Here is a 17,523-nt window from a genome sequence, read left to right as displayed (position 1 = left end):
CGTGAAGCCGCCCGTCCATATGCGTACCCATCGCAGACGCGGGGGCGGTCAGCGCTGGCGGGAACACAATTCCGAGCGGCAGACCCGCATCCTCGAGGCGGCGGTGGAGCTGCTCGAGGAAAACGATCCGGGCGTCGAGGTTTCGATTCAACAGATCGCCGAGCGGGCGGGACTGGCCCGCTCGGTGGTCTACCGGCAGTTCGAGAACCGGGAGGATCTGGATTCGCGAATCCGCGAGTTCATTCTGGATCGGTATACGGCCGCGATCGAGGAGGTGCTGGTACTCGATCCGGCCAAGAATTCCGAGGAGATCATCCTCGCGGTGATGCGCACGGTGGTGCGCTGGGCCGCGGACCATCCTCGGCTGTACCGGTTCGGTCAGACCGGACTGGTACACGGGCACGCCGCCGACGAGACCAGCCCGCTGATCGGGCGTCAGCATGTCGCGGAAACACTGTGGAACACCTTCTCCTCGTGGACATCGATGCTCGCCATCGATGTCACGCGGTACCGCCCGCTGGTGTACGGCGTCGCGGGGCTGGTCGAAGGCGTGATCACCCAATACCTCAGCACCCCCGACGATTCCGCGCGTCCCGACCAGGAATCCATTGCCCGCCTGCTGACTTCATCGGTCTGGCACCTCTACGCGGGGCACGCCGCCGACCTCGGCTATCACTTCGACCGGACCGCTCAGGTGGGCACCGTGCTCAGCAAGCTGCTCTCCACCGCCGCCGATCAACCGGTCGAGGCTGAACCAACAGAGTAGGGCGCGGGATGATCCCGCGCCCTACTCCGTCGATCAGTTCTCTACTGGATCGTTGAAGTGCTTGCGAATCAGCGTTTCGATGACGTCGAACCTGGAGTCCATGGACTCGAATCGGCTATCGATTGCCTCGAACCTTGTATCGATTGCCTCGAACCTTGTATCGATTGCCTCGAGCCTGGTATCGATCGTGTCGAGTCTTCCGCTCGTCGTCCGCGACAACTCCTCCTGCCGGTCGAGCCGCGCATCCTGTTTCTCGAACAGCTCTTCTTGGCTGTGTAGCAATGCTTCGATCTTGTGCATACCGAGCGTGAGCTTACCGAGGATCACGGTGTGCTCGTCCAGGGTTTTTTGGTGCTCTTTAAGCATTTTCGTGTGTTCCGCCAGAACCGAGCCCTGCTCGGTTTGGGTTACCCGGAGCGCATTGAGCAACGCGATGTTCTGATGATGGGCATCCTTGGCGGCCATCGCTTCATTATGCGCCTCGCGGGAGATATCGGCCGTGCGCTCCAACTTCTCTCCCATCTCCTCTACACGGCTCTCCAGCGCACCGACGCGTTCTGCTAGATCCTGATTGGTCATACTTCCCCCTAACTCGTTCGAACAATATTTCGATGACGGAAGCTACACGCGGGTTTGCCGACACGCCAAAATGCAACACGCCGAGCCGTTGGCGACGGCCCTCAACCGCGTCGATTCACCTGTCCGCCACCGTTTCTGGAACGTTGCTGGGGTTCCGCCCTGGAACGTTCCGGAAACGAAGGTTCCTGGCCCACACGACAAATCCCCACAGCACAAACCCGGCGTACACGAAATACAGTGTTGCGGAAGGGTAATAACCCGCTTTCAGCAGCAATGGAATTCCGACGATGTCGACGGCGATCCACACCAACCAGAATTCGGCCCAGCCGCGCGCCATACCGTAGGTGGCGAGTACCGATCCGGTGAAGATCCAGGCTTCGGCCCAAGGCCCATATGATCCGAGCGCCTGGAATAGCTGAGCGAACAGCGCGGTCCCGGCGAGCATCGCGACAACAAGGAACAATCGCTCGCGCATGGAGGCCCAGCGCGGGTCGACGCCGCGATGCTCCAGTCCCGTATCGATGCGCGCATGCCGGTACCACTGCCACCAGCCGTACACGCTGACCGCGATGAACATCAGCTGCCGCCCGGCCTGCCCCGCCATATTCAGATGCTGTGGCGTATCGAAGACGCCGCCGAGGAATACGGTGAACAGCAGCGCGTTCCCGGCGATGCCTACCGGCCACGCCCACACCCGCCTGCGCATCCCGCCGACCGCCGAGGCCACCCCGAAGGCATTGCCGATGATCTCGCGCCAGAGGATCTCCGAGCCCGCGATGTGCAGTTTGGCGTCCAGCAGCGCGACCAGAGGATTCACCTGTTGTGTAACCGGAGTCGGCGGCGGTTTCATCCGGCCGGGGCGCGGCCTGCGGAAATCGGCGTCGACGTAACGACCGCGCAATCTGGGATGGCGATTTGCAATATCCGCGCAACCGACCCCTTCTAGGGTTGCCTGCATGAGTACGGAAAGCAGCCCTGCCGGGGGGACAGGTATTCACATCAGCGGGCTGACCAAAACCTTCAAGGTCGGCAGGCGCACGGTGCAGGCGCTGGATTCGGTCGACCTGCATACCGAGCAGGGGGCGTTCCTCTCGCTGCTCGGCCCGTCCGGCTGTGGCAAATCGACCGTGCTGCGCATCCTGGCCGGTCTGGAGACGCCGACCTCGGGTAAGGCATTGATCAACGGCGAGACCCCGGCCGAACTGCGCGGACACCACGAGCTCGGTATCGCATTCCAGGATTCGGCGCTATTGCCTTGGCGCACAGTCGAATCCAATATCAAGCTGCCGCTGCAGGTGGCGGGGATGGGCACGGATGCCGGGTTGATCGCCGACCTGATCCGGCTGGTCGGGTTGGAGGGTTTCGAGAAGGCCAAGCCCGCGCAGCTGTCCGGCGGTATGCGCCAACGGGTTTCGATCGCGCGGGCGTTGGTGATGAAGCCGACGGTACTGCTGCTCGACGAGCCGTTCGGCGCGCTGGACGATATGACCCGCCAGCGGCTGAACCTGGAACTGCTGCGCATCTGGACCGAAAAGCCCGCCACCACACTGATGGTCACGCACGGCATCGCCGAGGCGGTATTCCTCTCCGACGTGGTCGCGGTGATGAGCCCGCGGCCGGGCCGGGTGCTGGAGCTGGTGGAGATCGATCTGCCGCGTCCGCGACTACCGGAGATGATGCGGACCCCGGAATTCCACAAACTGCACGATTATCTATCCGAGCTGCTCTTCGGCAAGTCGGGCACCGGCGGTGTGGTCACCGAAACACCCAGCGCCACAACGGATCAGGACGGCCGGTCATGAAACGCCTCGGCGGAGCGCTCGGCATCGCCGGCTTGGTCGCCATCTGGTGGATCGTCGCGGCGCTCGGCGTCGCGGGCGGCACCATCCCGAGTCCGTGGCAGGTGCTGCACACCATGTACACCGACGGTTGGGGCCTGTACGGACCGAATTTCCGGATCACCGCGCTCGGCGCGCTGAAGGGTTTCGTATGGGGTAATGCGCTGGCCATCGGGCTGGCGATCCTGGTGATGCTGATCCCGCCGATCGAATCGCTGGCCACTCAGCTGGCCATTCTGAGCTACTGCACGCCGCTGCTCGCGCTGGGGCCGATAATCCTGGTGGTCTTCGGCGGGCGCACCCCGACGGTGTTCCTGGCGGCGATGTACTGCTTCTTCACCACCATGGTCGGCACGGTCACCGGTCTGCGCTCGGCCGATGCCACCAGCCTGGACCTGGTGCGCGCGTACGGCGGCGGCCGCTGGCAGCGGCTGTACCGGGTGCAGTTGATCGCGGCGCTGCCGAATACCTTCGCGGCCTTGAAGATTGCCGCGCCATCGGCGGTGCTCGGCGCGATCATCGGCGAATATCTGGGTGGTGTCGACAGCGGTATCGGCGTCGCGCTGACCGCGGCGCAGACGGCGTACAACGTGCCGCGCACCTGGGGAATGGCTTTGGCGGCGGCTGCGCTGGCCGGGCTCGGCTACGTGATCGTCGCGCTTGCCGCCCGGCTCGTCGCGCCGTGGACGGCACAGGAGACACGATGAAGAACGCGCTACGGCGGATCGGGCTGTTCCTGTTCCCGCTGCTCACCTCGCTGGTGCTGATGCTGATCATCTGGATTGTCTTCCTGAAGGCATTTCCGCAGGTCGGTCCGCGGGTCGGCAAGACGCCCGCCGATATCTGGCGGTATCTGGTGAGTTCGGACAGCGCCCCGACGGTGCGGCAGGCGATCCTGGACGATCTGCAGATCACCCTGCGGGACGCGGCGATCGGCTTCGGCGTCGGCATGCTCGCCGCGCTCGTCGTCGCGGCGCTGTTCGTTTCGGTCGCTGCGGTCGAACAGACCTTCATGCCGGTGGCCATGCTGCTGCGTTCGGTGCCGCTGGTCGCGCTCTCGCCGATCATCGTGCTCGTCTTCGGGCGCGGGCTGGTCGGCGTCACCGTGCTCGCCGCGATCGTCGTATTCTTCCCGGCGCTGGTGATGATCATGGCGGGTCTGCGCAACGCGCCGAGGCAGGCATTGGATCTCGTTGCGGCATACGGCGGTTCGCGCTGGACCGGGCTGCGGATGGTGGCGGTGCCCGCCGCGCTGCCCTCGGTATTCGCCGCGGCGCGAATCTCGGTGCCGGGTGCGTTGATCGGCGCCCTGCTCGGCGAATGGCTCGGCAGCGGAACGGGTTTGGGTTCGACCCTGATCCGGGCCATCCCCACCTTCCAATACAACCGGCTGTGGGCATCGATCGTCATCGTCACGCTGGTCTCGGTGGTGCTGTACGCGATTGTCGGCGTGGTGGAAAACCTGGTCCTGGCCCGTTTCGGCCCGGACGCCGGGCGTTGATGGGATCATCCGATGGCCCGGGCCGATTCGCGCGAAATTTACATCCGGAACTCGAAAGCAAAGAATTTGAAACGAAATCCCCCTAGATTCGGCCCATGACACCCGTGCAACGCTCTTCGTTCGGGCCGAACCTGGACCGCCGAGCCTTTCTTCGTTATTCCGCGCTGACCGGCGCCGCGCTCGGCGGCAGTGGACTGCTCGCCGCGTGCGGTGGTTCCGGCGGATCGTCGAGCGGCTCGTCCGCGGACGGATCCAAATACGGCACCGTCGCGGTGCAGCTGTCCTGGCTGAAGAACATCGAATTCGCCGGCGAATATTTCGCCGACTCCAAGGGCTACTACAAGGACGCCGGATTCGGTTCGGTGAATCTCATCGCGGGCGGCGCGGCGAGCACCTCGGTGGAGGCGGGCCTGGATACCGGCAAGATCTGGATCGGCATGTCCGCCCCGCAGACCACCGCGCCCGCGGTGCTGGAGGGCCTGCCCGCCAAGATCATCGGCACCACCTACCAGAAGAACCCTTTCTGCATCGTCAGTTCCGCCGCCAAGCCGATCAAGAATCCGCAGGATATGAAGGGCCGCAAGATCGGTGTGCAGGACAGCAACCAGCTGATCTTCAACGCGCTGCTCACCGCCAACGGGATGAAACCGGGCGATGTCACCATCGTGCCCGCGCAATTCGATCCGAGCCCGCTGGCCAACGGCGAGGTCGACGGCTGGGTCAGTTATGTGACCAACGAACCGATTACGTTGACGGCCAAGGGATTCGAGAACACCAACTTCCTCTTCGCGGACTACAACCTGCCGCTGGTCGCGGAGACGCTGACGGTGAAGCAGTCCACCATCGACAAGGAGCGCGACAAGCTCAAGGCCTTCCTGATCGCGGAGATCAAGGGTTGGAAGGATGCGGTAGCCGATTCGGCCGAGGCCGCCCGGCTCGCGGTCGAGGTGTACGGCAAGGATCAGAAACTGGATCTGGCCGAGCAGACGAAGGAGGCCGCGGCGCAGAACGGTCTGGTCGCCTCGGCGGAGACCAAGGCGAACGGGCTGTTCACCATGACCGATCAGTTGATCGAGCAGAATGTCGCCGCCCTGAAGAGTGCCAAGATCGATATCAAGGCCGACAAGCTCTTCGATCTGTCGGTCCTGCGCGAGCTGTTCGCCGAGCATCCGGAATTGAAGTAGCCGACGGATTCGTCAAAGCCCCATTCGCGCTGGGGCTTTCGCGATTGTGGCGGGCGGGGGCTGTGGGGCGGATCTGGCGCGTCCGGTGCGTCCCGAGCGGGCGGCGAGCAGTTCGCCGATGATCGAGACCGCGACCTCGGCCGGGGTGCGCGCGCCGAGATCGAGTCCGGCGGGGGAGTGCAGGCGGGCCAGCGTCGCCTCGTCGAAGCCGCCCGCCCGCAGATCTTCCATCCTTCTGCCGTGGGTTATCGAATCACCTTGTGCGGCAAGATAACCCAGCTCGGGTAGTCGGAGCGCGATGGTCAGCAGCGGGATCTCGAACTTGGGATCGTGTGCGAGCACGACAATGGCTGTGCTGGAATCGATTTCACCGGCAGCCGATAGGGAGTTCAGATAGCGGTGCGGCCAGTCGGTCACCACCTCGGCACCCGGAAACGCGCTCGACGACGCGAAGTCGGGCCGGGCGTCGCAGATGGTGACCCGGTAGCCGATGAGCCGCGCCTGGGTGGTGAGCGCGGCGGCGAATGCGTTGGCGCCGAAGATGATCAGCCGCGGCGGCGGTGCGAACGAGGCGACGAAGACATCCGATTCGGGCAGCGCGATGAGTTCGGTGCCGTGCCGCTTGTCGGTGATCAGGTGCTGGCCGATCACATCGGGATCGGCATTCCACACGACGGTGAATACGGTGATCCGCCGGTGCGCCGCGATTTCCGCGGCCACCGTCGGGAATTCGGGAAAGTCGCGGCGGGAGAACGGCTCGGTGAAGATATCGACCGTGCCGTCGCCGAGCGAACTCGTCTCCCGGCCGGTGGCCACCGCGTACCGCTGCAATCCGCGATGGCCGATTCGGGCGGCCTGAAATGCCGCCTCGTAGACGGTTTCCTCCAGCGGGCCACCGCCGATGGTGCCGTATGCCTGACCCTCCGGCCCGACGAGCATGGCCGAGCCAACCGGAAACGTGTCGGTTCCTACGGTCCGCACAATGGTGGCCAGGCCACCGGTCCGGCCGGAATGCCACAGCCGGAGTAGGTCGTCGACGATGTCCCGCATCAGTTTTCGCTCCGATCAGCGTGCGGCGCCGGCCGGGTAGTCACGATCGCTGCCTGTCGCCAAGTCGTCGCACGTGACGCACACCATATCGTTGTTACCGGATAAATAGGTGCGCGCACCGGAATCTCCTTCCGCCGTCGAGAAAACCGCGTTCCAATGGTTTTGCTCGATAACGACGGGGTGTCCAGGTGTGTCGTGGAACACAGCGCGCGCCAAGCCTGTTGGCGAAGTGAAGGCGGCGGCGCGCACTCTGGCGACCACGTCCGCGCCGACGTCCGGGGTATCCACCGGCATGATCGCGACGTAACGCACGCCGGATTCGGCGGCCGCGCGCAAGCCGGCGCGCAGCGAGGCGCCCATCCCGGTGGCCCAGTCGGCGGCCCACACCGCGCGGGCGCCGGCCGGCAGCGCGACCGCGTCCGGTGACGGCCCCGTCGCGCCGAGCACCACGATCACCGGATCGCAGCCGCCGTCGCGCAGCGCCGTCACCGCGGCACGCAGCCAGGCGCCGTTTTCCGCGAGTGCCTTCGGCATGCCGTAGCGGGTGCCCGCGCCCGCGGCGAGCACGATGCCCGCGCAGCTGGGAGGGGTTGGTGTGCTGTCGAGTGCAGCCATGGGTAGACGGTAGCCGGTCCGGGTTGCCGGTGGGTGTCCGAAATATGTTAGGAACTCCTCCGGCCGGTCGCGACACGCCGAACGTGATCTTGCTTGTTCGGGTGGCGAGCGTGCATGCGGTACTCGATGCTGGATCGGTGGCATCGGTTCGACGCGCCGATGCCGACGTGTTTGCTGCGCGCGCCGCGGGAAACTCGGTCTGCGCAGGCAGCCGGACTTCGGCCGCGACCGGGAATCCGGGTGCTCGACGATCCACCGACCGAAAGGCGGTTCATGCGTAGGGAATCGGCGACGACCGAGCGAATTCGACCGCTCGGATGAGCACATTGAGCACGCACGTGCTGGACGCCATGCGCGGCACGCCCGCGGCCGGAATCTCGGTATCGGTGTATCACGGTGCGCGGCAATTGAGTTCGGCCATCACCGACGCGGATGGCCGGATCGGCGCGCTGGCCGCCGATCTGCCGCCGGGTGCGTACCGGCTGGTGTTCGACACCGGCGGATATTTCGCGGAACACGGTATCGAGACCTTCTATCCCGAGGTTTCGATTTCGTTCACCGTCGGCGACGAGCGGCATTATCACGTGCCGCTGCTGCTTTCGCCCTTCGCGTTCTCCACCTACCGAGGGAGTTGATGTGCGGGAACTGACCGGACCGATCGTGCTGGCCGACAACCGATACGGCAAGGCCGAGAACCGGATCGTGCGGATCTACCGCGATACGCCCCGGCACGAGATCCGCGACCTCAACGTCTCGACGGTGCTGCGCGGGGATTTCGCCGACGCGTACGTCACCGGTGATCAGTCCAAGGTGCTGCCGACCGACACACAGAAGCAGACCGCGTACGCGTACGCGAAAAAGCCCGGCGCACAACCGATCGAGGATTACGCGCTGGCGCTGGCCGGGCATTTCGTCGCCGATATCGAGCCGGTCGCCAGCGCCCGGGTCGAGGTGGACGAATACGCGTGGCAGCGGGTGACGGTCGGTGGCGCCGAACACGATCACACCTGGGTGCGGCGCGGTCCCGAGGTGCGTACGGCGGCGGTGACCGTGGCGGGCAAGGGATCCGAGCGGCGTGCGTGGGTGATCGGCGGGGTGAAGGATCTGACCATCCTGAAATCGACCGGCTCCGAATTCGCCGGGTTCCTGACCGACGAATTCACCGTGCTCGCACCGACCGACGACCGGATGCTGGCGACCTCCCTTGTCGCGCAATGGCGTTTCGCCGATACCGATGGTATCGACTGGGATGCCGTCTACACCGGCGTGCTCACCCGGCTGACCGAAACGTTCGCGACCCACCATTCGAAGGCGCTGCAGCAGACGCTGTTCGAGATGGGTAAGGCCGCGCTGACGGCGCACCCGGTGCTCGCCGAGATCCGGCTCGCCGCGCCCAATAAACACCATTTCGACTACGACCTGGCCAGATTCGGTATCGAGAACCGCGGCGAGGTCTACCATGCCGACGACCGGCCCTATGGGCTCATTCATGCCACCGTGCAGCGGGCCGACGCACCGGAAGCGGGACCCGCATGGGAGCAGTGAACGAACCGACGCTCGTCATCGACGGCTGTGCCGTCGCCACCGTCGACGCGGCGGGCATCGAATACCGCAGCGGCCATGTCGTGGTGCACGGCAACAGGATCGGCGCGGTCGGTGCGGGTCCCGCGCCGGAATTCCGCGGCGTGCGGCGCGTCGACGGCACGGGCTGCCTGCTGACGCCCGGCCTGGTGAATACGCATCACCATCTCTACCAATGGATTACTCGGGGCCTGGCCGCCGACGATTCGTTATTCGGTTGGCTGAATACGCTTTATCCCATTTGGGCCGGTATCGACGAGGATGCGGTGCGGATCGCCGCGACCGGTGCGCTGGCCACGCTCGCACGCACCGGCTGCACCACGACCACCGATCACCACTACCTGTTCCCGCGCGACGGCGGCGATCTGCTCGGCGCCGAGATAACCGCGGCCGCCGAGGTGGGTCTGCGCTTCCAACCCTGCCGCGGGTCAATGGATCTCGGGCAGAGTGCGGGCGGACTGCCGCCGGACGAGGTGGTCGAATCGCTGGATACCGTGCTCGCGGCCTGCGCCGCGGCGATCGACCGCTGGCACGACACCTCCTTCGATTCGATGCTGCGCATCGCGCTCGGGCCGTGCTCGCCGTTCTCGGTCAGCACCGATCTGCTGCGCGAATCCGCAAGGCTGGCCCGGGAATACGGGGTTCGGCTGCATACCCACCTGGCCGAGACGCAGGACGAGGAACGGTTCTGCCTCGAGGTATTCGGCTGCAAGCCCGCCGAATATATGGCCGGGCTCGACTGGCTGGGCCCAGATGTCTGGTACGCGCACGGTATTCACCTCGACGATGCGGCCATCGCCTCGATTGCCGCCTCGCACACCGCGATCGCGCACTGCCCCACCTCGAACGGCCGGATCGGGGCCGGGCTGGCCCGCACCGCCGACCTGGTCGCCGCCGGGGTGACGGTCGGGCTCGGCGTCGACGGCGCGGCCAGCAACGAATACTGCTCGATGATCGAGGAGCCGCGCACCGCGTTGCTCTATGCCAGGGCGCACGGTGGTCCGCAGGCGCTGAGCGTTCGAAAAGCATTGGAAATGGCCACGATCGGTGGCGCCCGCGCGCTCGGGCGGGGCGCCGAGATCGGCTCGATCGAGGTCGGCAAACTGGCGGATCTGGCGCTCTGGCGGCTCGATGGACCGGCGTACGCGGGCATCGACGATCCGGTCATCGCACTGCTGCTCGGCGCGCCGCCACCGGTGGCGCTGCTGCTCGTCAACGGGTGTGAGGTGGTTTCCGACGGCGTCGTCCGCACGGTCGACGAGGAGTTCGTCGGCGGACAGGTGGCGCGGGCGCAGGCGGAGTTGGTGGCGAAGGCGGGGTAGCGACCTGGCACGGTCGTACTCGAATCTCGACCGGCTCGGTTCTCCAGCGCACGATGGGCAACGCACCGATCGGGGGGCGGGAGCCGCGGTGATGCACGTCCCGGATGTGAGCCGGGTCGCAACGCCGGGGCCGCGCACGCTACGGTCGGTTCACCGGGGCGGTGATGTCGGGCCGGGCACGACACCGGCCGTCCTGGTGTATCGGCGCTGGTCGCCGAGGTAACCGTGACGCAATGTCGGCCGGTTGCCGCGCAACATCGCGGCAACTCGAGGCTCCTAGTGTTGCGGCGAAGCTAGTGAGTGAGGTGAGCAGTGGACCTGGATACGATCCGGGAGGTACGGGTGGCACGCGAGCGGGCCGACCTCTCGATCCTCGGGCCGACGAGTGCGGTACTGGCCGGGGGCACCTTCCTTTTCTCCGAACCGCAGGATCACCTCGACCGGCTGGTCGATATCACCGCGCTCGGCTGGCCTGCGCTCCGCGAAACCGCCGAGGGGTTGGAGATCGCCGCCACCTGCACGCTGGCCGAATTCGCCGGATCCGAGCCCGGGCGGGAATTGGGTCGCCCGGTGCTGCGGGCCGACTGGCCGGGTACCGCGCTGTTCGCCGAGTCCTGCCGGGCGCTGCTGGCCTCACACAAGATCTGGCGGACCGCGACCGTCGGCGGCAATATCTGTCTTTCGCTGCCGGCCGGTGCGGTGCTGGCCGCGCTCACCGCGTTGGACGGTGTGGCGCTGGTGTGGGCGCCGGACGGGACCGACCGTCGAATTCCGTTGCGCGAGTTCGTGGTCAGCCCAGGGCGAAACGTGCTCGACCCCGGTGAGGTATTGCGTTCGATCAGCGTTCCGCTGCGAATGCTGCAGGCGCGCACCGCATTCCGGAAGATCGCGCTCGCACCGCTCGGCCGGTCCGGATCCGTTGTGATGGGGCGGCGGATGCCGGATGGCGATTGCGCATTGACGATCACCGCGGCAACCGTCCGTCCGGTGGTGCTGGAATTCACGGCCGTCCCGTCCGCGGCCGAGGCCGAAAGCGCCGTTGCCGCACTGGATCCGGCGCTGTGGTTCGACGACCCGCACGGCGCACCGGATTGGCGTCGGCATGTCACCGAGCTGCTGGTCCGCGAGGTGGCCGACGAACTGCGCGATATGCCGGGGGAGCAGCTATGAGGTTCGAGGTCGACGGCGGTGCGGTGGACGCCGAGCCGCGCCCGGGTCAATGCCTGCGCACCCTCCTGCGCGAACAGGGCCATTTCGCCGTAAAAAAGGGCTGCGACGCGGGCGATTGCGGCGCCTGCTCGGTGCAGGTCGACGGAATGACCGTGCACTCCTGCATATTTCCCGCCTACCGCGCCGCCGGACGGTCGATCACCACCGCCGCCGGGCTCGGCACGCCCGAACAGCCGCATCCGATCCAGCGCCGCTTCGTCGACAACGCCGCCTTCCAGTGTGGTTTCTGCACCGCGGGCATGGTGGTGACCGCCGCGGGACTCGGCTGCCACGCGGGTCGGCCCGATCCGGCGGATCTGCCCGAGCTGATGAAGGGAAACCTGTGCCGCTGCACGGGTTATCGCGCGATCACCGATGCGCTCACCGGACAACCGGCTGAATTATCAACAGGCACAAACGCATCGAGCGTGCCGGACGACCAAGGTGCGTCCGACCCCGTCCACACAGCGTGCGCTGCGCGGCCCGCCGGAAACGGGCCGGGTGCGCCCGCCGGGCCGCGAATCTGCACCGGAACGGAGCCTTTCACCTTCGATGTGCCGCCCGCCGGAGCCGACCCGTCGGTCGCGCCGCCCACCGCGCCGCTGCATATCGCGGTGCTGCCCAGTCCACATCCGCACGCGCGCATCGTATCCATCGACACCTCGGCGGCCGAGGCGCTGCCCGGTGTCCACGCGGTGCTGACCTATCGGGACGCACCCGATTTCGCGTTTTCCACCGCGCGCCACGAACTCCGCGAGGACGATCCGGACGACACCTACGTATTCGATCGCACCGTCCGATTCATCGGTCAGCGGGTTGCGGCCGTCGTCGCGGACAGTCTCGACACCGCGCGGGCCGGCTGCCGGGCGCTGCGGGTCGAATACGAGGTATTGCCCGCGGTTTTCGAGCCGGAGGCGGCTCTCGCGCCCGGCGCGCCGAAACTGCACGGCGACAAACCGGATTCGGCCCGGATCGCGGACGGGGAACGGAATCTGGTCGCCGAGGCACACGGCGGAACCGGTGATGTCGAGGCGGGTCTGGCGGCCGCGGCCCATACGGTCAGCGGTGTCTGGTATTCGCCGCGCGCCCAACACGTCCACCTCGAAACCCACGGTGGTATCGGTTGGTTGGATGGTGACGGCAGGCTTGTCATCCGGTGCAGCACTCAGGTGCCGTTCCTGGTGCGCGACGAACTGGCCCGGATCTTCGGGCTGGCCCGCGATCGGGTAAGGGTTTTCGCGGCCCGGGTCGGCGGCGGATTCGGGGCGAAGCAGGAGATGCTGGCCGAGGACCTGATCGCCCTCGCGGTACTGCGCACCGGGCGCCCGGTGCAGTACGAATTCACTCGATCCGACGAATTCACCTCCGCCACAAGCCGACATCCGATGCGGGTGACGGTGCGCGCGGGTGCGGACCGCGACGGCGTGCTCACCGCGCTGGTTGTCGAGGTGCTCGCCGACGCGGGCGCGTACGGCAACCACAGTGCGGGCGTGATGTTCCACGGCGTCGGCGAATCGATCGGCGTTTACCGCTGCCCGAATAAGCGGGTGGACGCGAAGGCGGTGTACACCAACAACATTCCGTCGGGTGCGTTCCGCGGCTACGGTCTCGGCCAGATCATCTTCGGCATCGAATCGGCCTTCGACGAACTGGCCGGAAAGGCCGGTGTCGATCCGTTCGAATTCCGTCGGCGCAATGTGGTGGTGCCCGGCGACCGATTCGTCGGGGCATCGGTGGAGGAGGATCTGAATTTCGGCAGTTACGGTTTGGATCAGTGTCTCGATCTCGCGGAACGGGCCCTACTGCGCGGCAACGGAATTGCCGCACCGGGTCCGGACTGGCAGGTGGGCGTCGGCATGGCGGTCGCCATGATCGCCACCATTCCACCGCGTGGCCACCGCGCCGACGCCACCGTGGCGCTGCTGCCCGACGGCCGCTACGAGGTCAGGGTCGGCACCGCGGAATTCGGCAACGGCACCACCACCGTGCACACCCAACTCGCGGCCGCCGCGCTGCACACCGAGCCGGGCCGGATCGTGATCCGGCAATCCGATACCGATCTGGTGGGGCACGACACCGGGGCGTTCGGATCCACCGGAATCACCGTGGCGGGCAAGGCCGTCCACGCGGCGGCGCTCGCGCTGCACGATCTGCTGTTGAAGCACGCGGCTCGGCTGACCGGTGTCGATCTCGCCGAATGCCACCTGACGCCGGATGGTGTCAGGTGCGGCGACCGGCTCGTCGGACCCGCCGAACTGCTTACCGCCGAGGAACTTTCGGCCCACGGCAGCCACGACGGCAGCACGCGCTCGGTCAGTTTCAATGTGCACGCCTTCCGCGTGGCGGTGCGGCCCGCGACCGGTACCGTGCGGATCCTGCAATCCGTCCAATCCGCCGACGCGGGGACGGTACTCAATGAGGTGCAGTGCCGCGGTCAGGTGGAAGGCGGGGTGGCCCAGGCGATCGGTACCGCGCTATACGAGGATATGCGGTCGGTGGACGGTAAGGTGACCACCGATATCCTGCGGCACTACCACATCCCGCAATTGGCCGACTTGCCCAGTACCGAAGTCTATTTCGCCGAAACCGCCGATGAACTCGGCCCGCTCGGAGCCAAATCGATGAGCGAATCCCCCTACAACCCGGTAGCGCCGGCCTTGGCCAACGCGATTCGCGACGCTGTCGGCGTCCGCCCGTACCGGCTGCCGATGACGGCGGACCGGATCTGGCGGGCCATCCAGGAAGGAGCACAAGGGTGACCGTGACACGGCTCCCCGAAAACGTCCGCGCCCGCATCGATGCGATGCTCGACGCGGTCGACGCCGAGCTGCGCACCCGGTATCCAGGGCCGGATGGCAGAACCCAGCCGATCCATACGGCGTATGTCGCCGCGGATCGCGTCACGGTGGACACCCCGCGCGAATGGGGAAGGACGGCAACCGAACTGCTCGATGCCCAGCACGAGCTGCTTGCCGGGCTCGACAGCACGGAATCGCTGCCGACGGTGTGGAAACGCCTCGGCCAGCACCCGATTCAGGATATGCGGATCGACTTCGAGGACGGCTACGGCTTCCGCGCCGACGCGCAGGAGGATGCCGCGGCCACCGCCGCGGGCGCGGTCCTCGCCGCCTGGGCGAAGGATCCGAGCGGTCCGACCACATACGGCATTCGGCTGAAGGGTCTGGCGGGCAACGAGCGTCGCCGCGCGCTGCGGACCTTGGAGTTGGTGCTCGACGCCGCCGGTGGCGTACTCGACGGATTCGTTATTACGGTGCCGAAAATCCGTGCGGTAGAACAGGTTTCGGCGTTCGCCGCGCTGTGTGAGGGATTGGAGCGCGGGTCCGGCCTCGCCGACGGCGCGTTACGTTTCGAGCTGCAGATCGAGAGTCCGCAGGCGGTGCTGGCCGCCGACGGCACGGTCCCGATCGCCAGGATGATCGGCGCCGCCGGTGGACGCTGCAGCGGATTGCATTTCGGTACCTACGATTACACGGCGGCCTGCGGTGTCGCCGCACCCGATCAGGCGCTGGATCATCCGGCCGCCGATTTCGCCAAGGCGGTCATGCAGGTGGCCGCCGCCCAGACCGGCGTCTGGGTATGCGACGGATCGACACAGATCGTGCCGGACGCCGATCCGCAAGCCGCGCTGCGCAATCACCACCGGCTGGTCACCCGGGCACTGCAACGCGGGTACTACCAGGGCTGGGATATGCACCCCGGACATCTGATCACCCGGTGGCTGGCCACCTACGACTTCTTCCGCAGGGCCATCGATGTCGCGGTGCCGCGTCTGCAGGCGTATCTGGCCCGGCGCTCGGGCGGCGTGCTGGATGAGCCCGCGACCGCGGAGGCATTGGCCGCCACCGTATTGCGCGGCCTGAACTGTGGTGCGCGCACGGCCGACGAACTGGTCGCCATGGCGCCGCGGCTGACGCCCGAGGTGCTGCGGGCGCTGGTGGCGCGCGAGCCCGTTCCGGCGGAGGCCGACAATGAGTAGCGATCCGGATTTCACGCTGCTGCCCGATCTAGCGGTCCGGCCGCTCGGTGGCTCGGTGATCTGGGCGAACGACGAATTCTTCGCCGAGAAGGAGAATTTGATCAATCCCGGGCCCGCGGACTATCGCCCGTCGACATTCGGCCACAAGGGGCAGGTATACGACGGCTGGGAAACCCGCAGGCATCGCGGCAAACCGGGTGACGATGCGGCTATCGTCCGGCTCGGGGTGCCCGGTGTGATCCGCGGTGTCGTGGTCGACACCGCCTGGTTCAAAGGCAATTTCCCACCGGCGGTTTCGGTGTCCGCGCTGGCCATCGACGGCTATCCCGACGCGGAAACCATTGCCGCGCGGATGGATTGGGTCACCCTGGTGGACCGGGCGCCGGTCTCCGGTGACAGCCGCAACCCGTTCCCGGTGGTCAGCGAAAAGCGGTGGACCCACGTGAAACTCACCATGCACCCGGATGGCGGCGTGGCCCGGCTGCGGGTGCACGGCGAGGGGCGCCCCGACCCGCGGCTGCTCGGGCTCGGTCCGCTCGACCTGGCCGCGATCGAGAACGGCGCGCTGGTGCTCGACTGCTCGAACCGCTTCTACAGCGAACCGAACCAGCTGCTGTATCCGGGGCTGGCCCGGAAAATGGGCGACGGCTGGGAGACCGCGCGCCGCCGCGACGACGGCAACGATTGGGTGCGAGTCCGGCTCGCCGGTTGGGGCCGAATCAATTTGGCCGAGATCGATACCTCCTATTTTCTCGGCAACAGTCCTGGCGCGGCCCGGCTCACCGGCCGCACCGCCGACGGCACCGAGGTGGAGCTGCTATCGCGCGTCGAACTGCTGCCCGACACCAGGCATCGATTTCCGGTCACGGCGTCCGACGCGGTGTACGAGGCCCGGCTCGACATCTATCCGGACGGCGGCCTCGCCCGGCTGCGGTTGTACGGGGAGTTGGTGAAATGACAACGGCAGCAGGCGATTCCGGTGCGCTGATGCGCGACTTCGTCGGGTACGGGCCGAATCCACCCGATCCGCGGTGGCCCGGTGGGGCGCGCATCGCGGTGCAGTTCGTGCTCAACTACGAGGAGGGCGCGGAGCACAATGTGCTCGACGGCGACGCGCATTCGGAGACATTTCTTTCGGAAATGACTCCGGCCGAGGCGTTTCCGAATCGCCACATGAGCATGGAATCGCTGTACGAGTACGGTTCGCGGGCCGGGCTGTGGCGGGTACTTCGGGTGTTCGAGCGGCGTGGGCTGCCGCTCACCATTTTCGCGGTGGCGCGGGCGATGCAGCGGAATCCGGAAGCGGTGGCGGCCTTTCAGGAACTGGGGCACGAGATCGCCTGCCACGGACTGCGTTGGAAGTCCTACCAACTCGTAGATCGGGAGACCGAGCGCGCCCATATGGCCGAGGCCGTTCGCATCCTCACCGACCTGACGGGCGCCGCCCCGCTCGGCTGGTACACCGGGCGCGATTCGCCGCACACCCGCGAATTGGTGGTCGAGCACGGCGGTTTCGTCTACGACTCGGATTCCTACGCCGATGACCTGCCCTACTGGGTCGAAGTGCAGGGCCGCGATCACCTCGTGGTGCCGTACACCCTCGACACCAACGATATGCGTTTCGCCTCCCCGGCCGGCTTCCCCAGCGGCGAGCAGTTCTTCACCCACCTGCGTGACGCCTTCGACGTCCTGTATCGCGAAGGCGCGGAAGGCAATCCGAAAATGCTCTCGATCGGCCTGCACTGCCGCCTCGTCGGCCGCCCCGCCCGCACCGCCGCCCTCGAACGCTTCCTCGACCACATCCAATCCCACGACAAAATCTGGATCACCCGCCGCCTGGACATAGCCACCCACTGGCAGAAAACCCACCCGGCCCGATAG

General features: G+C 66.7%; 17 protein-coding genes. 13 read left to right on the top strand and 4 right to left on the bottom strand.

Going from position 1 to position 17,523, the window contains the following annotated elements:
* The first annotated feature begins 1 nt into the window (after position 1).
* Positions 2-766: a TetR/AcrR family transcriptional regulator gene (locus tag F5544_RS42060; RefSeq protein WP_167478284.1), complete on the top strand. Its 765-nt coding sequence runs from the start codon at positions 2-4 to the stop codon at positions 764-766.
* Positions 767-799: 33 nt separating this feature from the next.
* Here F5544_RS42060 and F5544_RS42055 read toward each other — a convergent pair whose 3' ends face one another.
* Together F5544_RS42055 and pnuC are read right to left on the bottom strand one after the other, a co-directional pair.
* Positions 800-1,345, bottom strand: a complete 546-nt coding sequence (locus F5544_RS42055) for a hypothetical protein (RefSeq protein ID WP_167478283.1) — start codon at positions 1,343-1,345, stop codon at positions 800-802.
* A 115-nt stretch (positions 1,346-1,460) separates the two neighbouring features.
* Positions 1,461-2,162 carry a nicotinamide riboside transporter PnuC gene (gene pnuC / locus F5544_RS42050; RefSeq protein ID WP_167479876.1) on the bottom strand — a complete coding sequence of 234 codons (702 nt, stop codon included), beginning with the start codon at positions 2,160-2,162 and terminating at the stop codon, positions 1,461-1,463.
* Between the two features lie 139 nt (positions 2,163-2,301).
* Here pnuC and F5544_RS42045 point away from each other — a divergent pair, with 139 nt between their 5' ends.
* The 4 genes from F5544_RS42045 (at position 2,302) to F5544_RS42030 (ending at position 5,868) form a co-directional block, all read left to right on the top strand.
* The gene (locus F5544_RS42045; RefSeq protein WP_167478282.1) at positions 2,302-3,147 is read left to right on the top strand and encodes an ABC transporter ATP-binding protein; all 846 of its coding nucleotides are present in this window, start codon (positions 2,302-2,304) and stop codon (positions 3,145-3,147) included.
* Positions 3,144-3,890 carry an ABC transporter permease gene (locus F5544_RS42040; RefSeq protein WP_167478281.1) on the top strand — a complete coding sequence of 249 codons (747 nt, stop codon included), beginning with the start codon at positions 3,144-3,146 and terminating at the stop codon, positions 3,888-3,890. The genes F5544_RS42045 and F5544_RS42040 overlap by 4 nt, the downstream gene beginning before the upstream one ends.
* Positions 3,887-4,684, top strand: coding sequence for an ABC transporter permease (locus F5544_RS42035; protein ID WP_167478280.1), 798 nt, complete (start codon positions 3,887-3,889; stop codon positions 4,682-4,684). Before F5544_RS42040 ends, F5544_RS42035 begins: the two co-directional genes overlap by 4 nt.
* Positions 4,685-4,779: 95 nt before the next feature.
* On the top strand, positions 4,780-5,868 hold the full coding sequence (locus tag F5544_RS42030; RefSeq protein WP_167478279.1) for an ABC transporter substrate-binding protein: 1,089 nt from the start codon (positions 4,780-4,782) through the stop codon (positions 5,866-5,868).
* 12 nt (positions 5,869-5,880) lie between these two features.
* Here F5544_RS42030 and F5544_RS42025 read toward each other — a convergent pair whose 3' ends face one another.
* Positions 5,881-6,918 carry an XdhC family protein gene (locus F5544_RS42025; protein ID WP_167478278.1) on the bottom strand — a complete coding sequence of 346 codons (1,038 nt, stop codon included), beginning with the start codon at positions 6,916-6,918 and terminating at the stop codon, positions 5,881-5,883.
* A gap of 15 nt (positions 6,919-6,933) precedes the next feature.
* On the bottom strand, positions 6,934-7,533 hold the full coding sequence (locus tag F5544_RS42020) for a nucleotidyltransferase family protein (protein ID WP_167478277.1): 600 nt from the start codon (positions 7,531-7,533) through the stop codon (positions 6,934-6,936).
* 317 nt (positions 7,534-7,850) lie between these two features.
* On the opposite strand from F5544_RS42020, the gene uraH reads away from it, so the two are divergent.
* The 8 genes from uraH (at position 7,851) to puuE (ending at position 17,523) form a co-directional block, all read left to right on the top strand.
* Positions 7,851-8,168 (top strand): hydroxyisourate hydrolase, encoded by a 318-nt coding sequence (gene uraH, locus F5544_RS42015; protein ID WP_167478276.1) that lies wholly within the window; start codon positions 7,851-7,853, stop codon positions 8,166-8,168.
* Position 8,169: 1 nt separating this feature from the next.
* Positions 8,170-9,078, top strand: coding sequence for a factor-independent urate hydroxylase (gene pucL / locus F5544_RS42010; protein ID WP_167478275.1), 909 nt, complete (start codon positions 8,170-8,172; stop codon positions 9,076-9,078).
* Positions 9,066-10,436: an 8-oxoguanine deaminase gene (locus F5544_RS42005; protein WP_167478274.1), complete on the top strand. Its 1,371-nt coding sequence runs from the start codon at positions 9,066-9,068 to the stop codon at positions 10,434-10,436. The genes pucL and F5544_RS42005 overlap by 13 nt, the downstream gene beginning before the upstream one ends.
* Positions 10,437-10,748: 312 nt before the next feature.
* The gene (locus tag F5544_RS42000) at positions 10,749-11,606 is read left to right on the top strand and encodes an FAD binding domain-containing protein (RefSeq protein ID WP_167478273.1); all 858 of its coding nucleotides are present in this window, start codon (positions 10,749-10,751) and stop codon (positions 11,604-11,606) included.
* Positions 11,603-14,404, top strand: a complete 2,802-nt coding sequence (locus F5544_RS41995; RefSeq protein ID WP_167478272.1) for a molybdopterin-dependent oxidoreductase — start codon at positions 11,603-11,605, stop codon at positions 14,402-14,404. Before F5544_RS42000 ends, F5544_RS41995 begins: the two co-directional genes overlap by 4 nt.
* The gene (locus tag F5544_RS41990; RefSeq protein WP_428847103.1) at positions 14,401-15,642 is read left to right on the top strand and encodes a DUF6986 family protein; all 1,242 of its coding nucleotides are present in this window, start codon (positions 14,401-14,403) and stop codon (positions 15,640-15,642) included. The genes F5544_RS41995 and F5544_RS41990 overlap by 4 nt, the downstream gene beginning before the upstream one ends.
* Positions 15,635-16,600 carry an allantoicase gene (gene alc, locus F5544_RS41985; RefSeq protein ID WP_167478271.1) on the top strand — a complete coding sequence of 322 codons (966 nt, stop codon included), beginning with the start codon at positions 15,635-15,637 and terminating at the stop codon, positions 16,598-16,600. Before F5544_RS41990 ends, alc begins: the two co-directional genes overlap by 8 nt.
* The gene (puuE, locus tag F5544_RS41980; RefSeq protein ID WP_238846939.1) at positions 16,597-17,523 is read left to right on the top strand and encodes an allantoinase PuuE; all 927 of its coding nucleotides are present in this window, start codon (positions 16,597-16,599) and stop codon (positions 17,521-17,523) included. Before alc ends, puuE begins: the two co-directional genes overlap by 4 nt.

This window comes from Nocardia arthritidis (assembly GCF_011801145.1).
In the GTDB taxonomy this organism is placed as follows: domain Bacteria; phylum Actinomycetota; class Actinomycetes; order Mycobacteriales; family Mycobacteriaceae; genus Nocardia; species Nocardia arthritidis_A.
Note: the sequence above shows the minus strand (reverse complement) of the source record. Positions and strands in the feature narration are given on the sequence as shown.